This window comes from Streptomyces sp. VRA16 Mangrove soil (genome assembly GCF_017377775.1).
In the GTDB taxonomy this organism is placed as follows: Bacteria; Actinomycetota; Actinomycetes; order Streptomycetales; family Streptomycetaceae; genus Streptomyces.
Window position 1 is genome coordinate 56,503 of sequence record NZ_JAFVLN010000007.1, and the last position, 20,415, is coordinate 76,917.

Genomic DNA, 20,415 nt, shown 5'->3' on the forward strand with positions numbered 1-20,415 from the left:
CGGGCAAGGGGGCGACGGGCCTCAGCTGCGATGTCCGGCTCGGCGGAGCCTAGAACGCGGCCTCGTCCAGCTCCATGACGTCCAGACCCGCCGCACTGACACCCTGCGCCAGCTTCCGCGCACCCGTGACACCCGGCAGGACATTCGCCGCGAAGAACTTCGCCGCCGCGACCTTGCCCTGGTAGAAGGCGACGTCCTTGCCCGCGTCCCCGGCGGCCAGCCGCTCCGCGGCGACGGCCGCGCCCTTGAGGAGCAGGTAGCCGACGACCACGTCACCGGACGCCATCAGCAGGCGCGTGGTGTTCAGGCCGACCTTGTAGATGTTCTTCGGGTCCTGCTCGGTGGCGGCCAGGTCGGTCAGCATGACGCCGACGATGGCCTCCAGCTCGACGGCCGCCTTGGCGAGCGACTCGCGGGCCCCGGCCAGCTCCTCGCCGCCGGTCTCCACCGCGAGGAACTTCTTGATCTCCTCGGCCAGCCCGTTCAGCGCGGCGCCCTGGTTGCGGACGATCTTCCGGAAGAAGAAGTCCTGGCCCTGGATCGCCGTGGTGCCCTCGTAGAGGGTGTCGATCTTGGAGTCACGGATGTACTGCTCGATCGGGTACTCCTGCAGGAAGCCGGAGCCGCCGAAGGTCTGCAGCGACTGCGCCAGCTGCTCGTAGCCCTTCTCCGAGCCGTAGCCCTTCACGATCGGCAGGAGCAGGTCGTTCAGCGCGTGCTCGGCGGAGGCGTCCTCGCCGGCGGCCTCCTTGACCTGGATCGCGTCCTGGACCGAGGCCGTGTAGAGCACCAGCGTGCGCATGCCCTCCGCGTACGCCTTCTGCGTGAGCAGCGAGCGGCGCACGTCCGGGTGGTGCGTGATGGTGACCTTCGGGGCGGCCTTGTCCATGAACTGGGCCAGGTCCGGACCCTGCACGCGCTCCTTGGCGTACTCCAGCGCGTTCAGGTACCCCGTCGACAGCGTCGAGATCGCCTTCGTGCCGACCATCATGCGGGCGAACTCGATGATGCGGAACATCTGGCGGATGCCGTCGTGCTTGTCGCCGATCAGCCAGCCCTTGGCGGGGTGCTGGTCGCCGAACGTCATCTCGCAGGTGTTGGACGCCTTGAGGCCCATCTTGTGCTCGACGTTGGTCGCGTACACGCCGTTGCGCTCGCCCAGCTCGCCGGTCTCCCAGTCGAACTCGAACTTCGGGACGAGGAAGAGCGAGAGGCCCTTGGTGCCGGGGCCGTGGCCCTCGGGGCGGGCGAGGACGTAGTGGAGGATGTTCTCCGACATGTCGTGCTCACCGGACGTGATGAACCGCTTCACGCCCTCGATGTGCCAGGAGCCGTCCTCCTGCTGGACCGCCTTGGTGCGGCCGGCGCCCACGTCCGAACCGGCGTCCGGCTCGGTCAGCACCATCGTCGAGCCCCACTGCTTCTCGACGGCGATCTCGGCGACCTTCTTCTGCGCCTCGTTGCCCTCCTCGAAGAGGATGCCGGCGAAGGCCGGGCCGGAGGAGTACATCCACACGGCCGGGTTGGCGCCCAGGATCAGCTCGGCGTGGGCCCAGATGAGCGAGCGCGGGGCCGTCGTGCCGCCGATCTCCTCGGGCAGGCCGAGCCGCCAGTACTCGGAGGCCATGAACGCCTCGTAGGACTTCTTGAAGGAGGCCGGGACCGGCGCCGTGTTCGTCTCCGGGTCGAAGACCGGCGGGTTGCGGTCGGCGTCGGCGAAGGACTCGGCCAGGTCGTTCTCGGAGAGGCGGGCGACCTCGTCGAGGATGCTCTTGGCGGTGTCGACATCCATGTCCCCGAACGGGCCGGTGCCGTACAGCTTGTCGCGGCCGAGCACCTCGAAGAGGTTGAACTCGATGTCGCGGAGATTCGACTTGTAGTGGCCCATGGCGACGGCTCCGTAAAGGATCGGGGGGATCGACGAGGGGCCGAGCGAGGCCGACTCGTACGCGTACCAACTAGTAACTAAGTACCAGGATGCTACCCACGGGTAATAAGAATCAACCCCTCTTGGGCCAACTGTGACGGAACGCTCCGCCGGGCGCGGGCGGGCGACGGGGCGCGCCCCTACGGCCTCCGGGGCTCCACCTCCCCCAGGAACTCCACCATCAACGCGCCCCACGCGCCAGGCAGTTCGGCGAACGGAAGGTGTCCGGTCGGCAGCTCGGCGACGCGGGCGCCCGGTATCGCCGCCGCGAGCTCCCGCTGTGCCGCGGGCGGCACCAGCCGGTCCTGTGTGGTCACCGTCACCAGCGTCGGCGCCGTGATCCGGGCCAGGTCCGCGCGTACGTCCGCCCGGGTGACCAGGTCCGCGTGATCGCCCGCGCCGGGCGGAACCGTCGCCGCCGTCCCCGCGACGACCGGGGCCAGCCGCTCCTCGGTCAGCGCGTGCAGTGCCGCCTCGCTCAGCGCGTACGGCACGAGGAAGCGGGCGAGGGCGTCGTGGTCGCCGGCCGCGGCGAGGGTGCGCCAGGTCTCGGCGGCCAGTCGCAGCTGGGGCCCGGGGTGCGCGAAGCCGGCCGTCAGCAGCAGTGCCGTCACGCGCTCGGGGTGGCGGGCGGCGACCCGGACGGCCACCGTGCTGCCCAGCGAGTACCCCGACACGGCGAATCGGTCCAGGCCCTCCGCGTCGGCCGCCGCCACCAGCTGGTCCGCCAGGTCGTCGAGCCGGAGCGGGGTGCCGGCGCGCGGGGTGCCGCCCGTGCCCGGGTAGTCGACGCCGACGACCGTGTGCCCGGCGGCCAGGGTGTCGAGCACCGGCCCGTAGTTCGCCTCGACCGAGCCGCCCGCGCCGTGCGCCAGGAGCAGACCCGGGCCCGCACCGCGCACCGTCCGTGCGTCAGCGGCCGTGATCTCGGCCGTGGCCCCGATTCCCGTACCGGACATGGCTGTTCCTCCCCCTCGGCGCGCACGGGTGCCCCCGGCCGCATATTTCTGTATCGGAAGCTACAGAAAGACCGTAGCAGTCCCCGCCCCTCTTTCTCTAGTCCTCATTACAGAAATCCGGCCCGGCCCCGGAACCCAGCCCGCGCTCGGTACTCTTGCCCCCATGTACGGATACGAGCGGACCCCGGGTGGAGCGGGCGCCGGGCAGCAGTACGCCCCGCCGCAGCAGGGCATGCCTCCGCAGTCCGGAATGCAGGCCGGCATGGGTGGATACGGGCAGCAGGCGCCGCCGCTGTACCCGGAGCCTTCGCCCCCGTCGCTCGCCGACGCCGTCCGCGCGTTCACCACGGGCTCGATGTCCGCCGAGGACTTCCAGCAGATCTTCGCGACGTCGAAGGTCTACTGCCCGCGCGGCGACAACCCGGGCTTCCTGGCACTGCACAACACGCAGCAGCCGGTGATCCCGATGTTCACCACGCTCAAGGAGCTGCGCCGGTACGCCGGCAAGGAGTCCAAGTACTTCGTCATCACCGGCGCCGAGGTGATCGACCTGCTGCCCACCGGATACGGCTTCGTCCTCGACATGGAGGGCGAGCACCGGATGGTCTTCGACGCGAAGGCGGTCGAGCAGATGGTCGACTTCGCGATGCGCCGCATGTACGGCTGAACGTACGGCTGACCGCGTCATCGCCCAAGTGGCGGTTGTACGGCCTCATTTGGCGGCCGGGTTCCCCCTCCGGGCCCCTCTCCGGTTGCGGAGCGTCACCGATCAGGGCTTCTGCTTGAGGAGCAACAGTTACGCCTGATTAGTGCTTCGACTTCGAGAGGGAAGCCATGCACTTCGCGCACACTGTCCGTTCCTGGCTCGGGCCACCGGGCCGTCTGGGCGCCGTGATCTGCGGCGTCACCATGGGTGTCACGGCGCTCGCGGCGCCGGGCACCGCCGCCGCGTCGGCGGGCACCCGCCCCGGCGCAGGCACCGACGACAGCCGGTTCGTCCTGCTGGACGAGCCCTTCGTCGGTGAGGGGGCCGCCCCGGGCCGCTGGGTCTCCCAGTACGGCCCCACCAACTCCGGCTTCGCCTGCCTCACCGCGGCCAAGGGGCAGCCCGCGCCGCTGGGCGCCTGCCCGTCCGCCCCGCACGACGAACCCGGCCAGGGTGTCCTGCGGCTGACCAACCAGTTCAAGATGCGCAGCGGCTTCGTCGTCCACACCGAACCGGTGCGGGCGGACGCGGGGCTGATCGCCGAGTTCGACATGTACCAGTACGGCTCCACCACCGGTAAGGGAGCCGACGGCATCAGCTTCTTCCTGCTGGACGGGGCGGAGCGCGTCGACCGGGAGGGCGCCCAGGGCGGCGCCCTCGGCTACCGGGACATCCCGGGCGGCTACCTCGGCATCGGCTTCGACCAGTACGGCAACTTCTCCAGCCCGCGCTGGGCCGGTACGGGCGGGCCCGGCAAGGTGCCCAACTCGGTCGCCCTGCGCGGCGCGACGAGCATCGGCAACCCCTACATCGACGGCACGCCGACGCTCAAGAAGTCGCTCGGCGACGTGGCGGCGAAACAGCGCTCCAAGGCGCGCCGCACCGGACGTGTCACGCTCACCCCGACGGGCCTGCTGTCCGTCGCCGTCGACTTCAACGACGGCAAGGGCTACGCCCGGGTGCTCGGGCCGGTGGACGTGCACCGCATCCCCGGCCAGCCGGACGTGCCGAAGACGCTGCGGTTCGGGTTCTCCGCGAGCACCGGCGCGCACACCGCCCTGCACGAGATCAGCGACGTACGGCTGCGCAGGCTGCCGCCGGACCTGTACCTGACACCGCGCACCACCGGGGACTTCGCGGCCGGCGGCACCGGGCAGCTGGAGCTGACGGTGACGAACAAGCCGACGGCCGGACGCAGCGAGGGCCCGGTCACCGTGACCAAGGTGCTGCCGCCGGGGCTGAAGCCGGTGTCGGCGAGCGGCGACGGCTGGGAGTGCGCCATCGAGGGCGCCGAGGTCACCTGCAGGCGGGACGAGGATCTCGCGCCGGGCGACTCGTTCCCGCCGATCGTCGTGCCGGTGGAGATCGCCCCCGACGTGGCCGGAGGCCGGCCGGTCGAGTTCGCGGTGGACACCCCGGGCGACGCGGTCGCCTCGGACAACGTCGCGCGGCTCAGCCCGGACGTGCCCGTGCGGACGGGCCTGTGGCTCAAGGAGTCGGCACGGCCCGATCCGTACGTGGCGGGTGCCCCGGTCGCCTATGCCGTCAGCGTCGGCAACGACGGTCCGGCGCAGGCGACGAACGCGCCGCTCGCCGCCGAGGTGCCCAAGTCCCTGGAGGACCCGCGCTGGACCTGCGCCGCGAGCGGCGGCGCCGTCTGTCCCGGCACACCGGACGGGCCCCGGCTCGACACCCCGGTGACACTGCCGCCGGGCGCGAAGCTGGTCTTCACGGCCACCGGCGGTACGCCGTCGGACGAGGCGGGGCCGCTGGTGGGCACGTCGGTCCTGAAGCCCCCGCCGGGCGCCGCCGACGAAGGATGCGCCGACGACTGCCGGGCCAAGGTCACCCTGGACGGCACGTTCCGCACGGCGCTGAGCGTGACGCACCGCCATACGCCGCAGGACCTGCAGTCCGGCGGCCGGATCACCTACACGATCTCGGTGCGCAACGACGGTCCGTCGGACGCGTCCGGGGTGCGGATCCAGCAGAGCGCGCCGCTGATGATCCACGGCATGGAGTGGACGTGCGAGGCCCGCAGCCCGTCGCGCTGCGGTGCGGCATCGGGCAAGGCGCCGGTCATGACGACGGCGGACATCGCGGCGGGCGGCGAGGTCGTCTACACGGTGTCCGGGCCGATCGAGCAGCAGTCGATCGTGAGCGAGGTGAGCGTCGAGCCGTCGGTCGACGCGATCGACGCGAAGTGCCAGAACGGCTGCGCGGCGACCGACACGGCCCGCCTGCCCTAGGGCGGGCCCGATGAGGAGGTGACGAAGGGCCCGGACGGTGATCGTGCCGTCCGGGCCCTGCGCCGTACCGGGCCGTACCGGGCCGTACCGGGCCGTTCCGGACCGCGGAGGCGGTGCGGAATACCGCGTGCGGAATACCGGGCGACTTGCCGAATGTTCACTGTTCAACTAAATTGATGGCAGACCTGAGGAGGCCGCCATGCCCGCTGTGACCGTCGAGAACCCGCTGACCCTGCCCCGCGTGTCCGCGCCGGCCGACGCCGTGGCGCGCCCCGTGCTCGCTGTGACGACCGCGCCCACCGGCTTCGAGGGGGAGGGTTTCCCGGTGCGCCGCGCGTTCGCCGGGATCAACTACAAGTACCTCGACCCGTTCATCATGATGGACCAGATGGGTGAGGTGGAGTACGCGCCCGGAGAGCCCAAGGGCACGCCCTGGCACCCGCACCGCGGCTTCGAGACCGTCACGTACATCATCGACGGCACCTTCATCCACCAGGACTCCCACGGTGGCGGCGGCACCATCACCAACGGCGACACCCAGTGGATGACGGCGGGTTCCGGCCTGCTGCACATCGAGGCGCCGCCGGAGTCGCTCGTCATGTCCGGCGGGCTCTTCCACGGCCTGCAGCTGTGGGTGAACCTGCCCGCCAAGGACAAGATGCAGGACCCGCGCTACCAGGACATCCGCGGTGGCCAGGTCAAGCTGCTCACCACCGGCGACGGCGGCGCGCTGCTGCGCGTCATCGCCGGTGAGTTCGACGGCCACGAGGGCCCGGGCATCACGCACACCCCGATCACGATGGTGCACGCCACGATCCGCCCCGGCGCCGAGGCCACGCTGCCCTGGCGCGAGGACTACAACGGGCTCGTCTACGTCCTCGCCGGCCGCGGCACCGTGGGCGCCGACCGCCGCCCGGTCCACATGGGGCAGACGGCCGTGTTCGGAGCGGGCTCGGCCCTGACCGTGCGCGCCGACGAGTCGCAGGACTCGAACACCCCCGACCTGGAGGTCGTGATCCTCGGCGGACAGCCGATCCGTGAGCCCATGGCGCACTACGGCCCGTTCGTGATGAACACCAAGGCCGAACTCCAGCAGGCCTTCGACGACTTCCAGGCCGGCCGCCTGGGCGTCGTCCCGTCGGCGGAGCGTCTGCCGCACACCGACTGACCGCGCGTCCGACGGTACGTCCGCCGGCCCGTCCGACAGTACGTCTCACTGCACGTCTGACTGCACGTCACCCGCGTGGCCCCGCCCGGAAGGTCGGGGCCACGCGCGCGTGATGGCCTGTAGGCGTGCAGACGACCCGCGAGCCCCAGGACCCGTCCCCGGGACAGCCCGGAGGGAAGCCGCTGCTTCCCGAGGGTGCCCGGCGCACCGCGGCCTGGTGCGCGGTCGCGCTGCTCGTCACCGGGGTCGGCGCCGTGGCCGTCTGGCTCTGCATCGTCTTCAAGTCGGCCGTCACACCCACCCTGCTGGCCCTGCTCGGGACCGCGCTGCTCGCGCCCGTCTTCGAGTGGCTGATCAGGATGAAGGTGCCGCGGGCGCTGGCCGCCGCCCTCACCTGCGTCGCCCTCATCGCCGTCGTCGGCGGCGCCGGGTACATCGTCGTCAAGGCGCTCATCGACACCGGCGACCAGATCGTCGACTCCGTGCAGGTCGCGGGCGACTGGATCCGCGAGCACTTCGGGATCACCGGCGCCGACGACCTCGGCAACATCGCCGACAACGCCAAGCAGTTGCTCGCCAAGTGGGGCTCCAACCTGGCCAGCGGGGTCCTCGCCGGGCTCACCGTGCTCGGCTCACTGCTCGCCACCAGTGTGCTCGCGCTGTTGCTCACGTTCTTCTTCCTCAAGGACTCCGACCGGGCCGTGGGCCTCGCGCACGCCGTCGCCCCGCGCGGCACCGGCGAGGTCATCGAGGCGATGGGGCGCCGCGCCTTCCAGGCGGTCTCCGGCTTCATGCGCGGCACCACCTTCATCGCGCTCATCGACGCCGTGTGCATCACGGTCGGCCTGCTGATCCTGCGGGTGCCGGGCGCGGTGGGCCTGGGCGCCCTGGTCCTGGTCGGCGCCTACATCCCGTACCTCGGCGCCACCATCTCCGGCGCCGTCGCCGTCCTGGTCGCGCTCGCCGACCGGGGCTTCGCGATCGCCCTGTGGGCGCTGGTGGTGATCCTCGCCGTGCAGCAGCTGGAGGGGCACATCCTCCAGCCGATGATCCAGTCGCGCACCGTGCAGATGCACCCGGCCCTGGTGATGCTGGCCATCACCGCGGGCGCCTCGGTCGCGGGCATCCTCGGGATGCTGCTCGCGGTGCCGGTGACGGCGGCCGCGTTCGGGATCATCGGGGAGCTGAGGGGGCGCTACGCGCCCGAGGGCTCCGATGCCCCGGATGATTCACCCGATGAGCCCGTTTCACGTGAAACAGGACCGGGGCCGGGTCCTGCCTCGGCCTCGGGGCCCGCGTCGGGCTCGTAGAGCTCGAACCAGATGCTCTTGCCCTCGCCCCGGGGGTCGACGCCCCACTTCTGGGCGAGCAGCTCCATGAGCACAAGGCCCCGCCCGGAGGAGGCGAGTTCACCGGGCCTGCGCTTGTGCGGCAGGTCGTCCGAGGCGTCCGCGACCTCCACGCGCAGCCGGCGCGGCCCGGCGCAGGCGCTGCTGACCTCGGCGACGAGCAGCGCGTCGCCGTCGGTGTGCACGAGCACGTTGGTGACCATCTCGGAGACCATCAGGACCGCCGAGTCGACCTGGTCCTCGTCGGCCCAGTCGTGCAGCAGCTCGCGCAGCTGCTGGCGGGCCGTGGCGATCCGCTCGGGCTCGGCCTGGGCGATGGTCATCGCGGTGCGGCGGGCCGCGGGGACCGCCCTGGCCTCGGCCGTGCGGCGCAGGAGCAGCAGCGCTATGTCGTCCTCGCGGCGGTCCGCGAGCGGGCCCGTGGTGTGGTGCGAGGAGGGACCGTGGACGGCCTGGACGAGGGCGTCGGCCAGCTCCTCCAGCTCGTCGGCGGGGCCGGTCTCCAGCGTCGTACGGATCCGCGCCCAGCCGGAGTCGAAGTCGTGCCCGCCCGTCTCGATCAGGCCGTCCGTGCAGATCAGCAGGGTCTCGCCGGACTCCAGGACGAGCCGGGTGGTGGGGTAGTCGGCGTCCGGGTCGATGCCGAGCGGCAGGCCGCCCGCGGTGGGGCGCATCAGGACCGTGCCGTCGGCGGTGCGTATCGCGGGGTCGGGGTGGCCCGCGCGGGCGATCTCCAGCGTGCCGCTGAGCGGGTCCGCCTCGACGTACAGGCAGGTCGCGAAGCGGGCGCCGAGCTGGTCGGCCTGGTTCTCGACGACGCCGTTGAGGAAGCGGGAGGCGCGGGAGAGGACCGCGTCGGGGCGGTGGCCCTCGGAGGCGTAGGCGCGCAGGGCGATGCGCAGCTGGCCCATGAGCCCCGCGGCCCGTACGTCGTGGCCCTGCACGTCCCCGATGACCAGGGCGATCCGGCCGTTGGGCAGCGGGATCATGTCGTACCAGTCGCCGCCGACCTGGAGGCCGCCGCCGGTCGGGACGTAGCGGGCGGCGATCGTCATGCCCGGGATCTCGGGGCCCAGCGTCGGCAGCATCGACTTCTGGAGGCCGTCGGTGAGCTCGCGCTCGGACTCGGCGACCCAGGAGCGGGAGAGGGCCTGGGCGAGCATCCGGGCGACCGTGGTGAGCACGGAGCGCTCGTCGGGGGTGAACGTCACCGGGTAGGCGAAGCCCGCCATCCACGCGCCGATCGTGCGGCCCGCGACGACGAGCGGCAGGAACGCCCAGGACTGCCGGTTGAAACGGGCGGCGAGGGGCCAGGCGGCGGGGTAGCGGCGGCGGTACTCCTCGGGGGAGGAGAGATAGACGGCGCGGCCGGTGCGGACGACCTCGGCGGCCGGGTAGTCGGTGGCCAGGTCCATGTCGGTGAAGGGGCCCTCGGCGCCGGGCTGGTGCCCGTGGTGGCCGATGACCGTGAGCCGGTCGCCCGCGACGCCGAACACGGCGAGGCCGTCGGGCGAGAACCCCGGCATGGACAGGCCCGCCGCGACCCGCATGACCTCGGAGGTCGAGTCCGCCTCGGCGAGGGCGCGGCCCGCGTCCAGCAGGAACGCCTCGCGGGAGCGGCGCCAGTCGCCGGTGACGGGGGTGCGGGACGAGGCGCCGGGCGGGGGCTCGGCGACCTCCTGGAGGGTGCCGATCAGCTCGTACGAGTCCGGGGCGTCGCCGTGCATCACCGGCTTGGAGCGGCTGCGTACGGTGCGTATGACGTGGCCCTGGTCGTCCATGATGCGCAGCCGGGCCTCGGCGAGGGTGCCCTCGGCGACGGCCAGGCGGACGACGCCGTCGATCTCGTTCCAGTCGACCGGGTGGAAGCGGGCGCGGGCGCCGGCCTCCGTGAGGGTGGTCGCGGTCGCGGGCAGGCCGACGAGGCGGGCGGCCTCCGCGTCGAAGGTGACCAGCCCCGCTCGGTTGTCCCAGCGCCACAGGCCGGTCGCCAGGGCGGCGAGGACATCCTCCACCGGGGGGAGGGGGTCACCAGTGCGCATGCCTCCCACTCTATGGAGGGGTGATCGCGTGCGGCCAGCCAGAGCGGGGTGGGCTTTGGGTGCGGGGCGGCCGTGGTGCGGGAGCCGGGCCGTGGGCGGGGCCTGCGGGAGCGCCTGCCCGGCGCCGGGGTGCCGCCTTGCCCACCCTGCCGCCCTTGGCGGCAGATCGCCCAAGGCGGGGGCCGGTACTCTGGGGGAGATCCGGGTTGTCTCCCCGGGAACCCCGAAACCAAAGGCTGGATGAACGACGATGCATCGGTACAGGTCCCACACCTGCGGCGAGCTCCGCGCCTCTGACGTCGGCACCGACGTCCGGCTGAGCGGCTGGCTGCACAATCGCCGAGACCTGGGCGGCATCCTCTTCATCGATCTGCGCGACCACTACGGCATCACGCAGCTCGTCGCCCGCCCCGGCACGAAGGCCGCCGAGGTCCTCGACAAGCTCACCAAGGAGACCGTCGTCCGCGTGGACGGCAAGGTCGTCTCCCGCGGCGCCGACAACGTCAACGCGGAGCTGCCCACCGGTGAGATCGAGATCGAGGCCGCCGAGGTCGAGGTCCTGGGCGCGGCCCAGCAGATCCCGTTCACGATCAACGCGGACGACGGCGTGAACGAGGAGCGGCGCCTGGAGTACCGCTTCCTCGACCTGCGCCGCGAGCGCATGCACCGCAACATCATGCTGCGCTCCGCCGTGATCGCCTCGATCCGCTCGAAGATGGTCGCCCTCGGCTTCAACGAGATGGCGACGCCGATCCTCACCGCGACCTCCCCCGAGGGCGCCCGTGACTTCGTCGTCCCGTCCCGCCTGAACCCCGGCAAGTTCTACGCGCTGCCGCAGGCCCCGCAGCAGTTCAAGCAGCTGCTGATGATCTCGGGCTTCGACCGCTACTTCCAGATCGCGCCGTGCTTCCGCGACGAGGACGCGCGCGCGGACCGCTCGCCGGGCGAGTTCTACCAGCTCGACATCGAGATGAGCTTCGTGGAGCAGGAAGACGTCTTCCAGCCCATCGAGCGGCTCATGACCGAGATCTTCACGGAGTTCGGCGGCGGCCGCGAGGTCACCTCCCCGTTCCCGCGCATCCCGTTCCGCGAGTCGATGCTGAAGTACGGCAACGACAAGCCGGACCTGCGCGCCAAGCTGGAGCTCGTCGACATCACGGACGTCTTCGCGGACTCCGAGTTCAAGGCGTTCGCGGGCAAGCACGTGCGTGCGCTGCCGGTGCCGGACACGGCGTCGCAGTCCCGCAAGTTCTTCGACGGCCTGGGCGACTACGCGGTCGAGCAGGGCGCGAAGGGTCTGGCCTGGATCCGCGTCGGCGAGGACGGCTCCTTCCAGGGCCCGATCGCCAAGTTCCTCACCGAGGAGAACGCGAAGGTCCTCACCGAGCGCCTGGAGCTCAAGGCCGGCCACGCCGTCTTCTTCGGCGCGGGCGAGTTCGACGAGGTCTCCAAGATCATGGGCGCCGTCCGTGTCGAGGCCGCCAAGCGCGCCGGGCACTTCGAGGAGGGCGTGTTCCGCTTCTGCTGGATCGTCGACTTCCCGATGTACGAGAAGGACGAGGAGACCGGCAAGATCGACTTCTCCCACAACCCGTTCTCCATGCCGCAGGGCGGCATGCAGGACCTGGAGGAGAAGGACCCGCTGGACATCCTCGCCTGGCAGTACGACATCGTCTGCAACGGCGTGGAGCTGTCCTCCGGCGCCATCCGGAACCACGAGCCGGACATCATGCTCAAGGCCTTCGAGATCGCGGGCTACGACCGTGACACCGTCGAGCACGAGTTCGCGGGCATGCTCCGCGCGTTCCGCTTCGGCGCCCCGCCGCACGGCGGGATCGCCCCGGGCGTCGACCGCATGGTCATGCTCCTCGCCGACGAGCCGAACATCCGGGAGACCATCGCGTTCCCGCTGAACGGCAACGCGCAGGACCTGATGATGGGCGCGCCCACCGAGCTGGACGAGACGCGTCTGCGCGAGCTCAACATCCAGCTGCGCAAGCCGGTCGAGAAGAAGTAACCGACCCCGGCAGCGGTCCGCCCGGACGCGGGCAGGACACAGGCAGTACGGAAGGGCCCGGAACCGTTCGGCGGTTTTGGGCCCTTACCTGTGCGCGGCGGCCTGCGGCTACGCGGACCGGCGCAGCCTGCGCCCCACGGCGAGCAGCGCGGTACCGAGGGCGAGCAGCCCCGCCGCGGTGAGCCCCGCGGCGGTGGGGAAGCGGGGGACGACGGTGTCACCCGGGTCGTGGAGGAGCGGGGCCGACGCCTCGTCGACCGGCCGCACCCCGGAGCCGCCGGCCTCCGGCGCGTACCTGGCGCGCGCGGCCGGCGCGATCCGCGGACCGATCGCTCGCGCGGCTTGCGCGGCCTGCGTGGCCCGCGTGACCTGCGTGGCCTGCGCGGTGTGCGTGGCGTGGGTCGCGGGCGCCGGGGAGTCGGCGGCCGCGCCCAGGGGGCCGGCACAGACCAGAACCGCGATCAGGGCGATGACCAGCCCCGTCGCTCTCGTCCTTCGTACGGTTCGCACGGAGTCAGGGTGCCGCGCACGGGTGCGGACCGGGGCCCGTGTCGGCCCGTTGCGGCCTCCGACCATCTGATCGCAGTAATGCCCGGCTCCCGCGCCACTCCCGTACGGCCCTCGCCGACCGCCGCCCCGTCCGCCTCCCAGGCCGTGGCTCCGTCAGCCCGACCGGGGCACGACGAGCCCGGACTCGTACGCCGCCACCACCGCCTGTGCCCGGTCGCGCACCCCGAGCTTGGCGAGCACCCGGCTGACGTGCGTCTTCACGGTCTCGCCGCCGACGACCAGGCGCGCGGCGATCTCCTGATTGGACAGGCCCTCGGCGATCAGGCGCAGTACCTCGCGTTCGCGCGGGGTCAACGCGTCGACGGCGAGGGCCTGTCGGGGTGCCGGGCGGGGGCGCAGCCGGGTGAACTCGGCGATCAGCCGCCGGGTGACGGTCGGCGCGAGCAGCGCCTCGCCCGCGGCGACCACCCGGACCGCCTCGAAGAGCCGCTCGGCCTGCATGTCCTTGAGCAGGAACCCGCTGGCCCCGGCGGCGAGCGCGTCGTACACGTACTCGTCGAGGTCGAAGGTCGTCAGCATCACGATCCGGGTGCCGGGCTGGTCGCGGGTGATGCGGCGGGTCGCCTCGATGCCGTCCATGCCCGGCATCCGTACGTCCATCAGGACCAGGTCGGGTGTCACGTCCCGGCACACGCGCACCGCCTCGGCGCCGCCGTGCGCGCTGCCCACGACCGTGAAGTCCGGCTGGCTGTCGAGGAGGGCGCCGAACCCGGCGCGTACGACGTCCTGGTCGTCGGCGACGACGATGCGGATGGCCGCCGGGAAGTCCGGTGGCGAAGGGGAGTCCGTCACGGCGTGCCGGTCCGCACGGGCAGGACCGCCTCCACCAGGAAACCGCCCGCCGGGGCCGGCCCGGTGTGCAGGGTGCCGCCCGCCATCGCGGTGCGTTCGCGCATGCCGAGCAGGCCGTGGCCCACCGGGTCCGCGGTGCTCGTGCCCGGCCCGCAGTCGCGTATCCGGAGTCTCAACTCTTCCTCCCCGTAGTGGAGTTCGACGTCCACGGCGACGCCCTGGGCGTGCCGGCGGGCGTTGGTCAGGGCTTCCTGGACGATGCGGTACGCGGTCAGTTCCAGGCCCGGGTCGAGCGGGGTGACGGGCCCGCGCACGATGAGCCGGACCGCGCCGCCGGACGTCTCGCGGGCCTCGTCGACGAGGGCGAGCAGCTGGTCGAGGCCGGGCTGCGGGACCCTGGCGCGGGCCGCCTCCTCGGGCACGTCCTCGCGCAGCACACCGAGCAGCCGGCGCATCTCGGTGAGCGCCAGCCGGGCCGTGTCCCCGATCGCCAGGAACTTCTCCGCGCCCTCGGGCGGCAGCCCCGGTGTCGTGTAGCGGGCCGTCTCCGCCTGCACCGAGAGCGTCGAGATGTGGTGGGCGACGATGTCGTGCAACTCCCTTGCGATACGGGCCCGTTCGCCGAGGGCGGCGTGGGCGAGCGCGGTGTCGGCGTGCGCCCAGTCGACGGCGGTGCGGCGGTCCTGTTCGGCGCGGGTGCGGCGGGCGTGGCCCGCGGTGAGGGCGAGCGCGGCGCCGACGAGGAGGGGGGTGCCGTACGCGCCGCCCGCCAGGGCGTACCCGGCGAAGGGCGCGGCGAACGCGAGCGTCGTACGGCCCGTGCGCTGCCTGCCCACCGTGTACAGCGCGGCTGCCAGCGCCGGGAGGCCGGAGAGGAAGAGACGGTCGTACGCGGGCGGTGCGAGCAGCGTCGCGGTCGTCACCGTCGCCGCGGTGAGGACGGGGTGGGGGCGGAGGAAGGCGAGCGGGACGGTGGTGGCGAGGGCCAGGGCCAGCGGGCCGAGGAGGTCGTCGGGGGTGCGGGGGCCCAGGAGTTCCACGAGGGCCAGCACGGTGAGGACCACTGCGGCGGTCAGGGGCAGGTCGGGGTGGGACAGGGCCCGGCGGGTCGTTTCTGCCAGGTCCTGCCGTGTCATGGCGGTCATTATCGGGGGGTGGGGCCGGCGGTGGCGTCACCCTGTGGGGGGAGCGTCTGCGGGAGTGCGGGTACGAGCCGGGTCGCCCCCTCCTCCCCTTCCCGTCCCTGTTCCTGGGGGCTGCGCCCCCAGACCCCCTCAGGGTTCGCTGTCGGCTCGACGGCCGGTGGGGGCTGGTCGCGCAGTTCCCCGCGCCCCTGGGGCGTCCCCCTGGCGGGGGACTGCCCAGGGGCGAGGACCCCGCCCCAGCGGGACGACCCCCCGCCCTCCCCCGCCCTACTTTCTTCCCCATGAGCGATGACATGAGGGGCGGGCCCGCGATAGAGGCCCGGGGGCTGTGCAAGCGGTACGGCGGCACCGTCGCCGTGGACGAGCTGAGTTTCACCGTGCTGCCCGGCCGCGTGACCGGGTTCGTCGGGCCCAACGGGGCGGGGAAGTCCACGACGTTGCGGATGATGCTCGGGCTCGACGCCCCCGACAGCGGGCAGGCCCTGATCGGGGGACGGCCCTACGTCGAGCTGCCCGACCCGCTCGCCACGGTCGGCGCGCTGCTCGACTGCGAGGCGCTGCACCCGGGGCGGCGGGCCCGGGACCATCTCCTCTGGCTGGCCCACTACAGCGGGTTCCCGGCCCGCCGGGTCGACGCCGTCCTGGAGCAGGTGGGCCTGGCATCGGCCGCGAAGAAGCGGGCGGGCGGCTTCTCCCTCGGGATGCGGCAGCGGCTGGGGATGGCCGCCGCGCTGCTCGGCGATCCGCCGGTGCTGATCCTCGACGAGCCGGTCAACGGCCTCGACCCCGAGGGCATCCAGTGGATCAGGGGCTTCCTGAAGTCCCTTGCCGCGCAGGGCCGTACGGTCCTCGTCTCGTCCCATCTGATGAGCGAGCTGGAGGACACCGCCGACCATCTCGTCGTCATCGGGCGCGGGCGGCTGCTCGCCGACACCGACGTCTCCGCGCTGCTCGACCAGGTGTCCGGGGAGCACGTCGCCCTGCGCACCGCGCGGCGTGCCGAGGCGATGATGGTGTTGACCGGCGCCGGGGCCACGGTCGCCATGAACGGCCCCGAGTCCCTCACCGTCACCGGACTGCCCGCGCAGCGCGTCGCCGAACTGCTCGGCGCGCAGGCCGTGCCGTTCTCCGAACTCACCCGGCACCGGGCGACGCTGGAGGAGGCGTACATGGAACTCACCGCGTCCACCACGGAGTTCGCCGCGCAGGAGGTGACGTCGTGAGCGCCGCCGCGCTGCGTGCCGTGCGCGCCGAGTGGACCAAGCTGCGCTCCGTGCGCAGCACGGCCTTCGCACTGGTCGCCATGGCCGCCCTGCTGCTCCTGATGACGATCGCCTCGGTGAGCGGCAGCGTGACCGGTTACAACGGCCCGAAGTGGTACGACTCGCTGACCTTCGCGCACCGGGCGACGACGTCGGGCGACGGCACCTACACCGCCCGGGTCGCGCGCCAGAAGGACAGCGCGCCGTGGGCGAAGGCGGGGCTGCTGCTCAAGGACGGGACGGCGAGCGGATCCTCGTACGCGGCGCTGATGGTGACGCCGGGACACGGCCTCAGCATGATGACCGACAACCATCGTGAACTGACCGCGGCCGGTGACCGCGGGGCGCCGGTCTGGCTGCGGCTGACCCGGGCGGGCGAGCGGGTCACCGGCGCCTGGTCGGCGGACGGCCGCACCTGGCACACCGTCGGCACGCTCCCGGCCCCGCGGCTGCCCGCGACCGCCGAGGCGGGCGTCTTCGTCACCTCGCCGCAGATCGCGAAGGAAAAGCGCACCGGCCCCACGCAGGTCACCGCGCATCCCGTGCGCACGGTCGGCCGGGCGGTCTTCGACCACGTCTCGCTGTCCACGGCGCACGGCGGCTGGACGAAGACGGACGTGGTGCAGCCGCCGCCGAGCAACGACTGGCCCGGCGCGGACGCCAAGGCCGTCCCCGGCACTTTCCAGCGCACCGCGGCCACCGGCGCCCTCACCCTCACCGGCAGCGGTGACCTGGGCCGGCTCGGCATGGGCGGGGTCGGCGAGGGCCCGGGCGTCGACCTGGTGAAGCAGTCCCTGGACGACGGCGTCCAGCTGGCCACGCTCGCCGTCATCGCGCTCGGCGTCCTGTTCATCACCGCCGAGTACAAGAGCGGCACCCTGCGCACGACGTTCACGGCGAGCCCGCGCCGCGGCCGGGTCCTCGCGGCGAAGGCGGCGGTGCTCGGCGCGACGGTCTTCGTCGTCGCCCTGCCGGTCACGTTCGGGGCGTTCCTGCTGGCCCGCCCCTACCAGCGCGGCAACGGCTTCCGCCCGCCCCTGTTCGACGACCCCTCGCTCGCCGACCCGGCGACTGTGCGGGCGGTGATCGGCAGCGCCGCGTTCCTCGCCCTGATCGCGGTCCTCAGCCTGGGCGTCGGCGCGCTGCTGCGCCGCACGGTCCCGGCGATCGTGCTGATGTTCGTCGCGGTGGTGGTCGTGCCGATCGTCGCCGACACCACCTCCATCACGCTCGGCGACTTCGTCGGCAGCTCGACGCCGGTGGCCGGGATGGCGATCCAGCAGACGAAGCGGCTCCTGGAGAACGCGACGACGCCCTGGGCGGGCTTCGGCGTGCTGTGCCTGTACGTGGCCGTGGTGCTCGGCGCCGCGCGCCTCAGGCTCGTACGGCGTGACGCGTGAGAGGACGGAGCCGGCCGATGCGCACCCTGCACGGTGAATGGACCAAATTCCGTACGGTTCCGGGCCAGTTGTGGACGCTGCCCGCGCTGCCGCTCGCGATGATCGTCTGCACGGCCCTGATCGCGGCCGGCGCCCACCCGGAACAGGAGGGCACGCTCGACGTGACGGCGCTGTCCCTCTCCGGCGTCTACTTCGCGCAGGCGGTGGCCGTCCTGGTCGCGGTGGCGGTGGTGTCGGCGGAGTATCCGCGCATGATGCGCACGACGCTGGCGGCGAACCCGCGCCGCGGCACGGTCTTCACGGCGAAGACGCTGCTGGCCGCGGGCGCGGTCGGGGTGCTCGCGCTGCCCGGGGTGACCGGCGCGCTCCTGACCGGCCGCGCGGTCCTGACCGGCGGGGCCGCTCGACTGCCGCTGTCCTCCTGGCCGCTGTGGCGGGCGACGCTCGGCACCGCGGTCTACCTCCTCCTGGTCGCCCTGCTGACGACGGGCATCGCGCTGATCGTGCGGCACGCGGCCGCCGCGGTCGGCACGGCACTGACGCTCCTGTACGGCCCGTACCTGGCGACCCTGATCATCGAGATGCCGGACCACGCCCTGCACCTGGTCCAGAAGATCTCCCCGATGACGGCGGGCCTCGCGGTGCAGACGGTCGGGGGCGCGGGCGGCACGTCCCCGTGGTCCCCGGGGGCCGGTCTCGCGGTGACGGCGGTGTACGCGGCCGGGGCGCTCGTGGCGGGGTGGGGGATGCTGAGGTGGAGGGACGCGTGATCGGACGGTCGCTGTCAGTGGTGGCCCGTACTGTGGAACACGTACCTGATCCACGCCGACGAGCATGGGGAGGCCGTCATGAGTCCCGTGGAGGAGCGGTCCGCTGTGGTGATGAGCCAGGAGGACTTCGAGGAGATGGCCCGCCATGCCATGCGGACGAACGAGGCACTGAGGCTGGAGTTCATCGGGGGGAAGCTCGGGCTGAGCGGCTCCGCGACGCACCGATGGCCCGGAACCTCGCGGGTTCCGGGCCATCGGTACATCCGGTGAGCGGCGGAGGTTACGCCTGCGGCTCGCCGCCGAAGCGCTCCTTGTACGACTCCAGGTCCTCGTCCGTGATCTTCGCGAAGAGCACCGGCGGGACGGTGAACGGCGTACCGGCCGGGACCGTCGTCAGCGCGGTGGCCTCCTCGGCGGAGACCCACGTGCGGCCCTCGTCACCGGGCAGCTCGAACGCGGCGCGCATCGCGGCGGCCGAGGACGGGATGAAGGGCTCCGAGACCACCGAGTAGAGGTGGATCAGGTTCATCGCCGTACGCAGGGTTAGGGCGGCGCCCTCGGGGTTGGTCTTGATCTCCAGCCAGGGGGCCTTCTCCTCCAGATAGGAGTTGCCCGCCGACCACAGGGCGCGCAGCGCCGCCGCCGCCTTGCGGAACTGGAGGGCCTCCATCTGCTCCTCGTACTCGGCGAGGAGGCGGGAGATCTCGGCGCCCAGCTTCTGCTCGGCCTCGGCCGGCTCGCCGCCCGCGGGGACCTCCTCGCCGAAGCGCTTCTTCGAGAAGGACAGGACGCGGTTGACGAAGTTGCCGAGGGTGTCGGCCAGGTCCTTGTTCACCGTCGCCGTGAAGTGCTCCCAGGTGAACGACGAGTCGTCCGACTCCGGGGCGTTGGCGATGAGGAAGTAGCGCCAGTAGTCGGCGGGCAGGAGCGCGAGGGCCTGGTCGGTGAAGACACCGCGCTTCTGCGACGTCGAGAACTTGCCGCCGTAGTACGTCAGCCAGTTGAAGGCCTTCAGGTAGTCGACCTTCTTCCACGGCTCACGGACACCCATCTCGGTGGCCGGGAACATGACGCTGTGGAACGGCACGTTGTCCTTCGCCATGAACTCCGTGTACCGGACGTCGGAGGCGCCGTTCGGCTCGTACCACCAGGACTTCCAGTCGCGGTTCTCCGGGTCCTGGTCGGCCCATTCCTTCGTCGAGCCGATGTACTCGATCGGGGCGTCGAACCAGACGTAGAAGACCTTGCCGTCGGCGGCCAGCTCCGGCCAGGTGTCGGCCGGGACCGGGACGCCCCAGTCGAGGTCACGGGTGATCGCGCGGTCGTTCAGGCCCTCGGTCAGCCACTTGCGGGCGATGGAGGAGGCCAGGTGCGGCCACTCGCCGGCGACCTCGTCGATCCACGCCTCGACCTCGACCTGCAGCTTCGACTGGAGCAGGAAGAGGTGCTTGGTCTCGCGGATCTCCAGCTCGGTGGAGCCGGAGATCGCCGAGCGCGGGTTGATCAGGTCGGTCGGGTCGAGGACACGGGTGCAGTTCTCGCACTGGTCGCCGCGGGCCTTGTCGTAGCCGCAGTGTGGGCAGGTGCCCTCGACGTAGCGGTCCGGCAGGAAGCGGCCGTCGGCGGGCGAGTACACCTGCCGGATCGCGCGCTCCTCGATGAACCCGTTCTCGTTCAGCTTCCGGGCGAAGTGCTGGGTGATCTCCGCGTTCTGCGGGGACGACGAGCGGCCGAAGTGGTCGAAGGCGAGCGCGAAGCCGTCGTAGACCGCCTTCTGCGCGTCGTGCGCCTGCGCGCAGAAGTCCGCGACCGGGATGCCCTGCTCCTTGGCGGCCAGCTCGGCCGGGGTGCCGTGCTCGTCCGTCGCGCAGATGTACAGCACCTCGTGGCCGGTCTGGCGCAGGTAACGGGCGTACACATCGGCCGGGAGCATGGACCCCACCATGTTGCCCAGGTGCTTGATCCCGTTGATGTACGGAAGGGCGCTGGTGATGAGGTGTCGAGCCATCGGGGGCTGCTCCCGGGTTGTGACGTGGGGCGGCGGGGACCGGACCGTTCG

Annotated in this window: 16 protein-coding genes; 9 read left to right on the forward strand and 7 right to left on the reverse strand. The window is 72.2% G+C overall.

Annotated features, from left to right (window positions below):
• Positions 1-49: 49 nt before the first annotated feature.
• A complete protein-coding gene (locus tag J3486_RS20210) occupies positions 50-1,888 on the reverse strand; it encodes an acyl-CoA dehydrogenase (protein ID WP_207822109.1) in 1,839 nt (612 codons plus the stop codon).
• 179 nt (positions 1,889-2,067) lie between these two features.
• Positions 2,068-2,886: an alpha/beta fold hydrolase gene (locus J3486_RS20215; protein ID WP_207822111.1), complete on the reverse strand. Its 819-nt coding sequence runs from the start codon at positions 2,884-2,886 to the stop codon at positions 2,068-2,070.
• A gap of 163 nt (positions 2,887-3,049) precedes the next feature.
• Between J3486_RS20215 and J3486_RS20220 the strand changes: the two genes are divergently transcribed.
• From J3486_RS20220 to J3486_RS20235, 4 genes are all read left to right on the forward strand, one after another.
• On the forward strand, positions 3,050-3,553 hold the full coding sequence (locus J3486_RS20220; RefSeq protein ID WP_207822114.1) for an SseB family protein: 504 nt from the start codon (positions 3,050-3,052) through the stop codon (positions 3,551-3,553).
• Positions 3,554-3,720: 167 nt separating this feature from the next.
• Positions 3,721-5,841, forward strand: a complete 2,121-nt coding sequence (locus tag J3486_RS20225; protein ID WP_207822116.1) for a DUF11 domain-containing protein — start codon at positions 3,721-3,723, stop codon at positions 5,839-5,841.
• A 199-nt stretch (positions 5,842-6,040) separates the two neighbouring features.
• A complete protein-coding gene (locus J3486_RS20230) occupies positions 6,041-7,009 on the forward strand; it encodes a pirin family protein (protein WP_207822118.1) in 969 nt (322 codons plus the stop codon).
• Between the two features lie 125 nt (positions 7,010-7,134).
• On the forward strand, positions 7,135-8,319 hold the full coding sequence (locus J3486_RS20235; protein ID WP_207822120.1) for an AI-2E family transporter: 1,185 nt from the start codon (positions 7,135-7,137) through the stop codon (positions 8,317-8,319).
• Here the strand turns inward: J3486_RS20235 and J3486_RS20240 are convergent.
• Positions 8,205-10,400, reverse strand: coding sequence for a SpoIIE family protein phosphatase (locus J3486_RS20240; protein ID WP_207822122.1), 2,196 nt, complete (start codon positions 10,398-10,400; stop codon positions 8,205-8,207). The two genes, J3486_RS20235 and J3486_RS20240, sit on opposite strands and share 115 nt — an antisense overlap.
• A 250-nt stretch (positions 10,401-10,650) precedes the next feature.
• On the opposite strand from J3486_RS20240, the gene aspS reads away from it, so the two are divergent.
• Positions 10,651-12,417, forward strand: coding sequence for an aspartate--tRNA ligase (aspS, locus tag J3486_RS20245; protein WP_207822124.1), 1,767 nt, complete (start codon positions 10,651-10,653; stop codon positions 12,415-12,417).
• A 108-nt stretch (positions 12,418-12,525) separates the two neighbouring features.
• Here aspS and J3486_RS20250 read toward each other — a convergent pair whose 3' ends face one another.
• The 3 genes from J3486_RS20250 to J3486_RS20260 form a co-directional block, all read right to left on the reverse strand.
• Positions 12,526-12,927 carry a hypothetical protein gene (locus J3486_RS20250; protein WP_207822126.1) on the reverse strand — a complete coding sequence of 134 codons (402 nt, stop codon included), beginning with the start codon at positions 12,925-12,927 and terminating at the stop codon, positions 12,526-12,528.
• A gap of 153 nt (positions 12,928-13,080) precedes the next feature.
• A complete protein-coding gene (locus tag J3486_RS20255; RefSeq protein WP_307804875.1) occupies positions 13,081-13,779 on the reverse strand; it encodes a response regulator transcription factor in 699 nt (232 codons plus the stop codon).
• Entirely contained in the window at positions 13,776-14,915 is a 1,140-nt protein-coding gene (locus J3486_RS20260) for a sensor histidine kinase (RefSeq protein ID WP_207822128.1), read from the reverse strand. The genes J3486_RS20255 and J3486_RS20260 overlap by 4 nt, the downstream gene beginning before the upstream one ends.
• Positions 14,916-15,205: 290 nt before the next feature.
• Between J3486_RS20260 and J3486_RS20265 the strand changes: the two genes are divergently transcribed.
• From J3486_RS20265 to J3486_RS20280, 4 genes are all read left to right on the forward strand, one after another.
• Positions 15,206-16,147: an ABC transporter ATP-binding protein gene (locus J3486_RS20265; RefSeq protein WP_229378322.1), complete on the forward strand. Its 942-nt coding sequence runs from the start codon at positions 15,206-15,208 to the stop codon at positions 16,145-16,147.
• Positions 16,144-17,586 carry a hypothetical protein gene (locus tag J3486_RS20270; RefSeq protein WP_307804876.1) on the forward strand — a complete coding sequence of 481 codons (1,443 nt, stop codon included), beginning with the start codon at positions 16,144-16,146 and terminating at the stop codon, positions 17,584-17,586. The genes J3486_RS20265 and J3486_RS20270 overlap by 4 nt, the downstream gene beginning before the upstream one ends.
• Positions 17,587-17,603: 17 nt before the next feature.
• Positions 17,604-18,356, forward strand: coding sequence for a hypothetical protein (locus J3486_RS20275; RefSeq protein WP_229378323.1), 753 nt, complete (start codon positions 17,604-17,606; stop codon positions 18,354-18,356).
• Between the two features lie 78 nt (positions 18,357-18,434).
• Positions 18,435-18,626 carry a hypothetical protein gene (locus J3486_RS20280; protein WP_207822130.1) on the forward strand — a complete coding sequence of 64 codons (192 nt, stop codon included), beginning with the start codon at positions 18,435-18,437 and terminating at the stop codon, positions 18,624-18,626.
• A 10-nt stretch (positions 18,627-18,636) separates the two neighbouring features.
• Here J3486_RS20280 and metG read toward each other — a convergent pair whose 3' ends face one another.
• The gene (gene metG / locus J3486_RS20285; protein ID WP_207822132.1) at positions 18,637-20,364 is read right to left on the reverse strand and encodes a methionine--tRNA ligase; all 1,728 of its coding nucleotides are present in this window, start codon (positions 20,362-20,364) and stop codon (positions 18,637-18,639) included.
• Positions 20,365-20,415 lie beyond the last annotated feature (51 nt).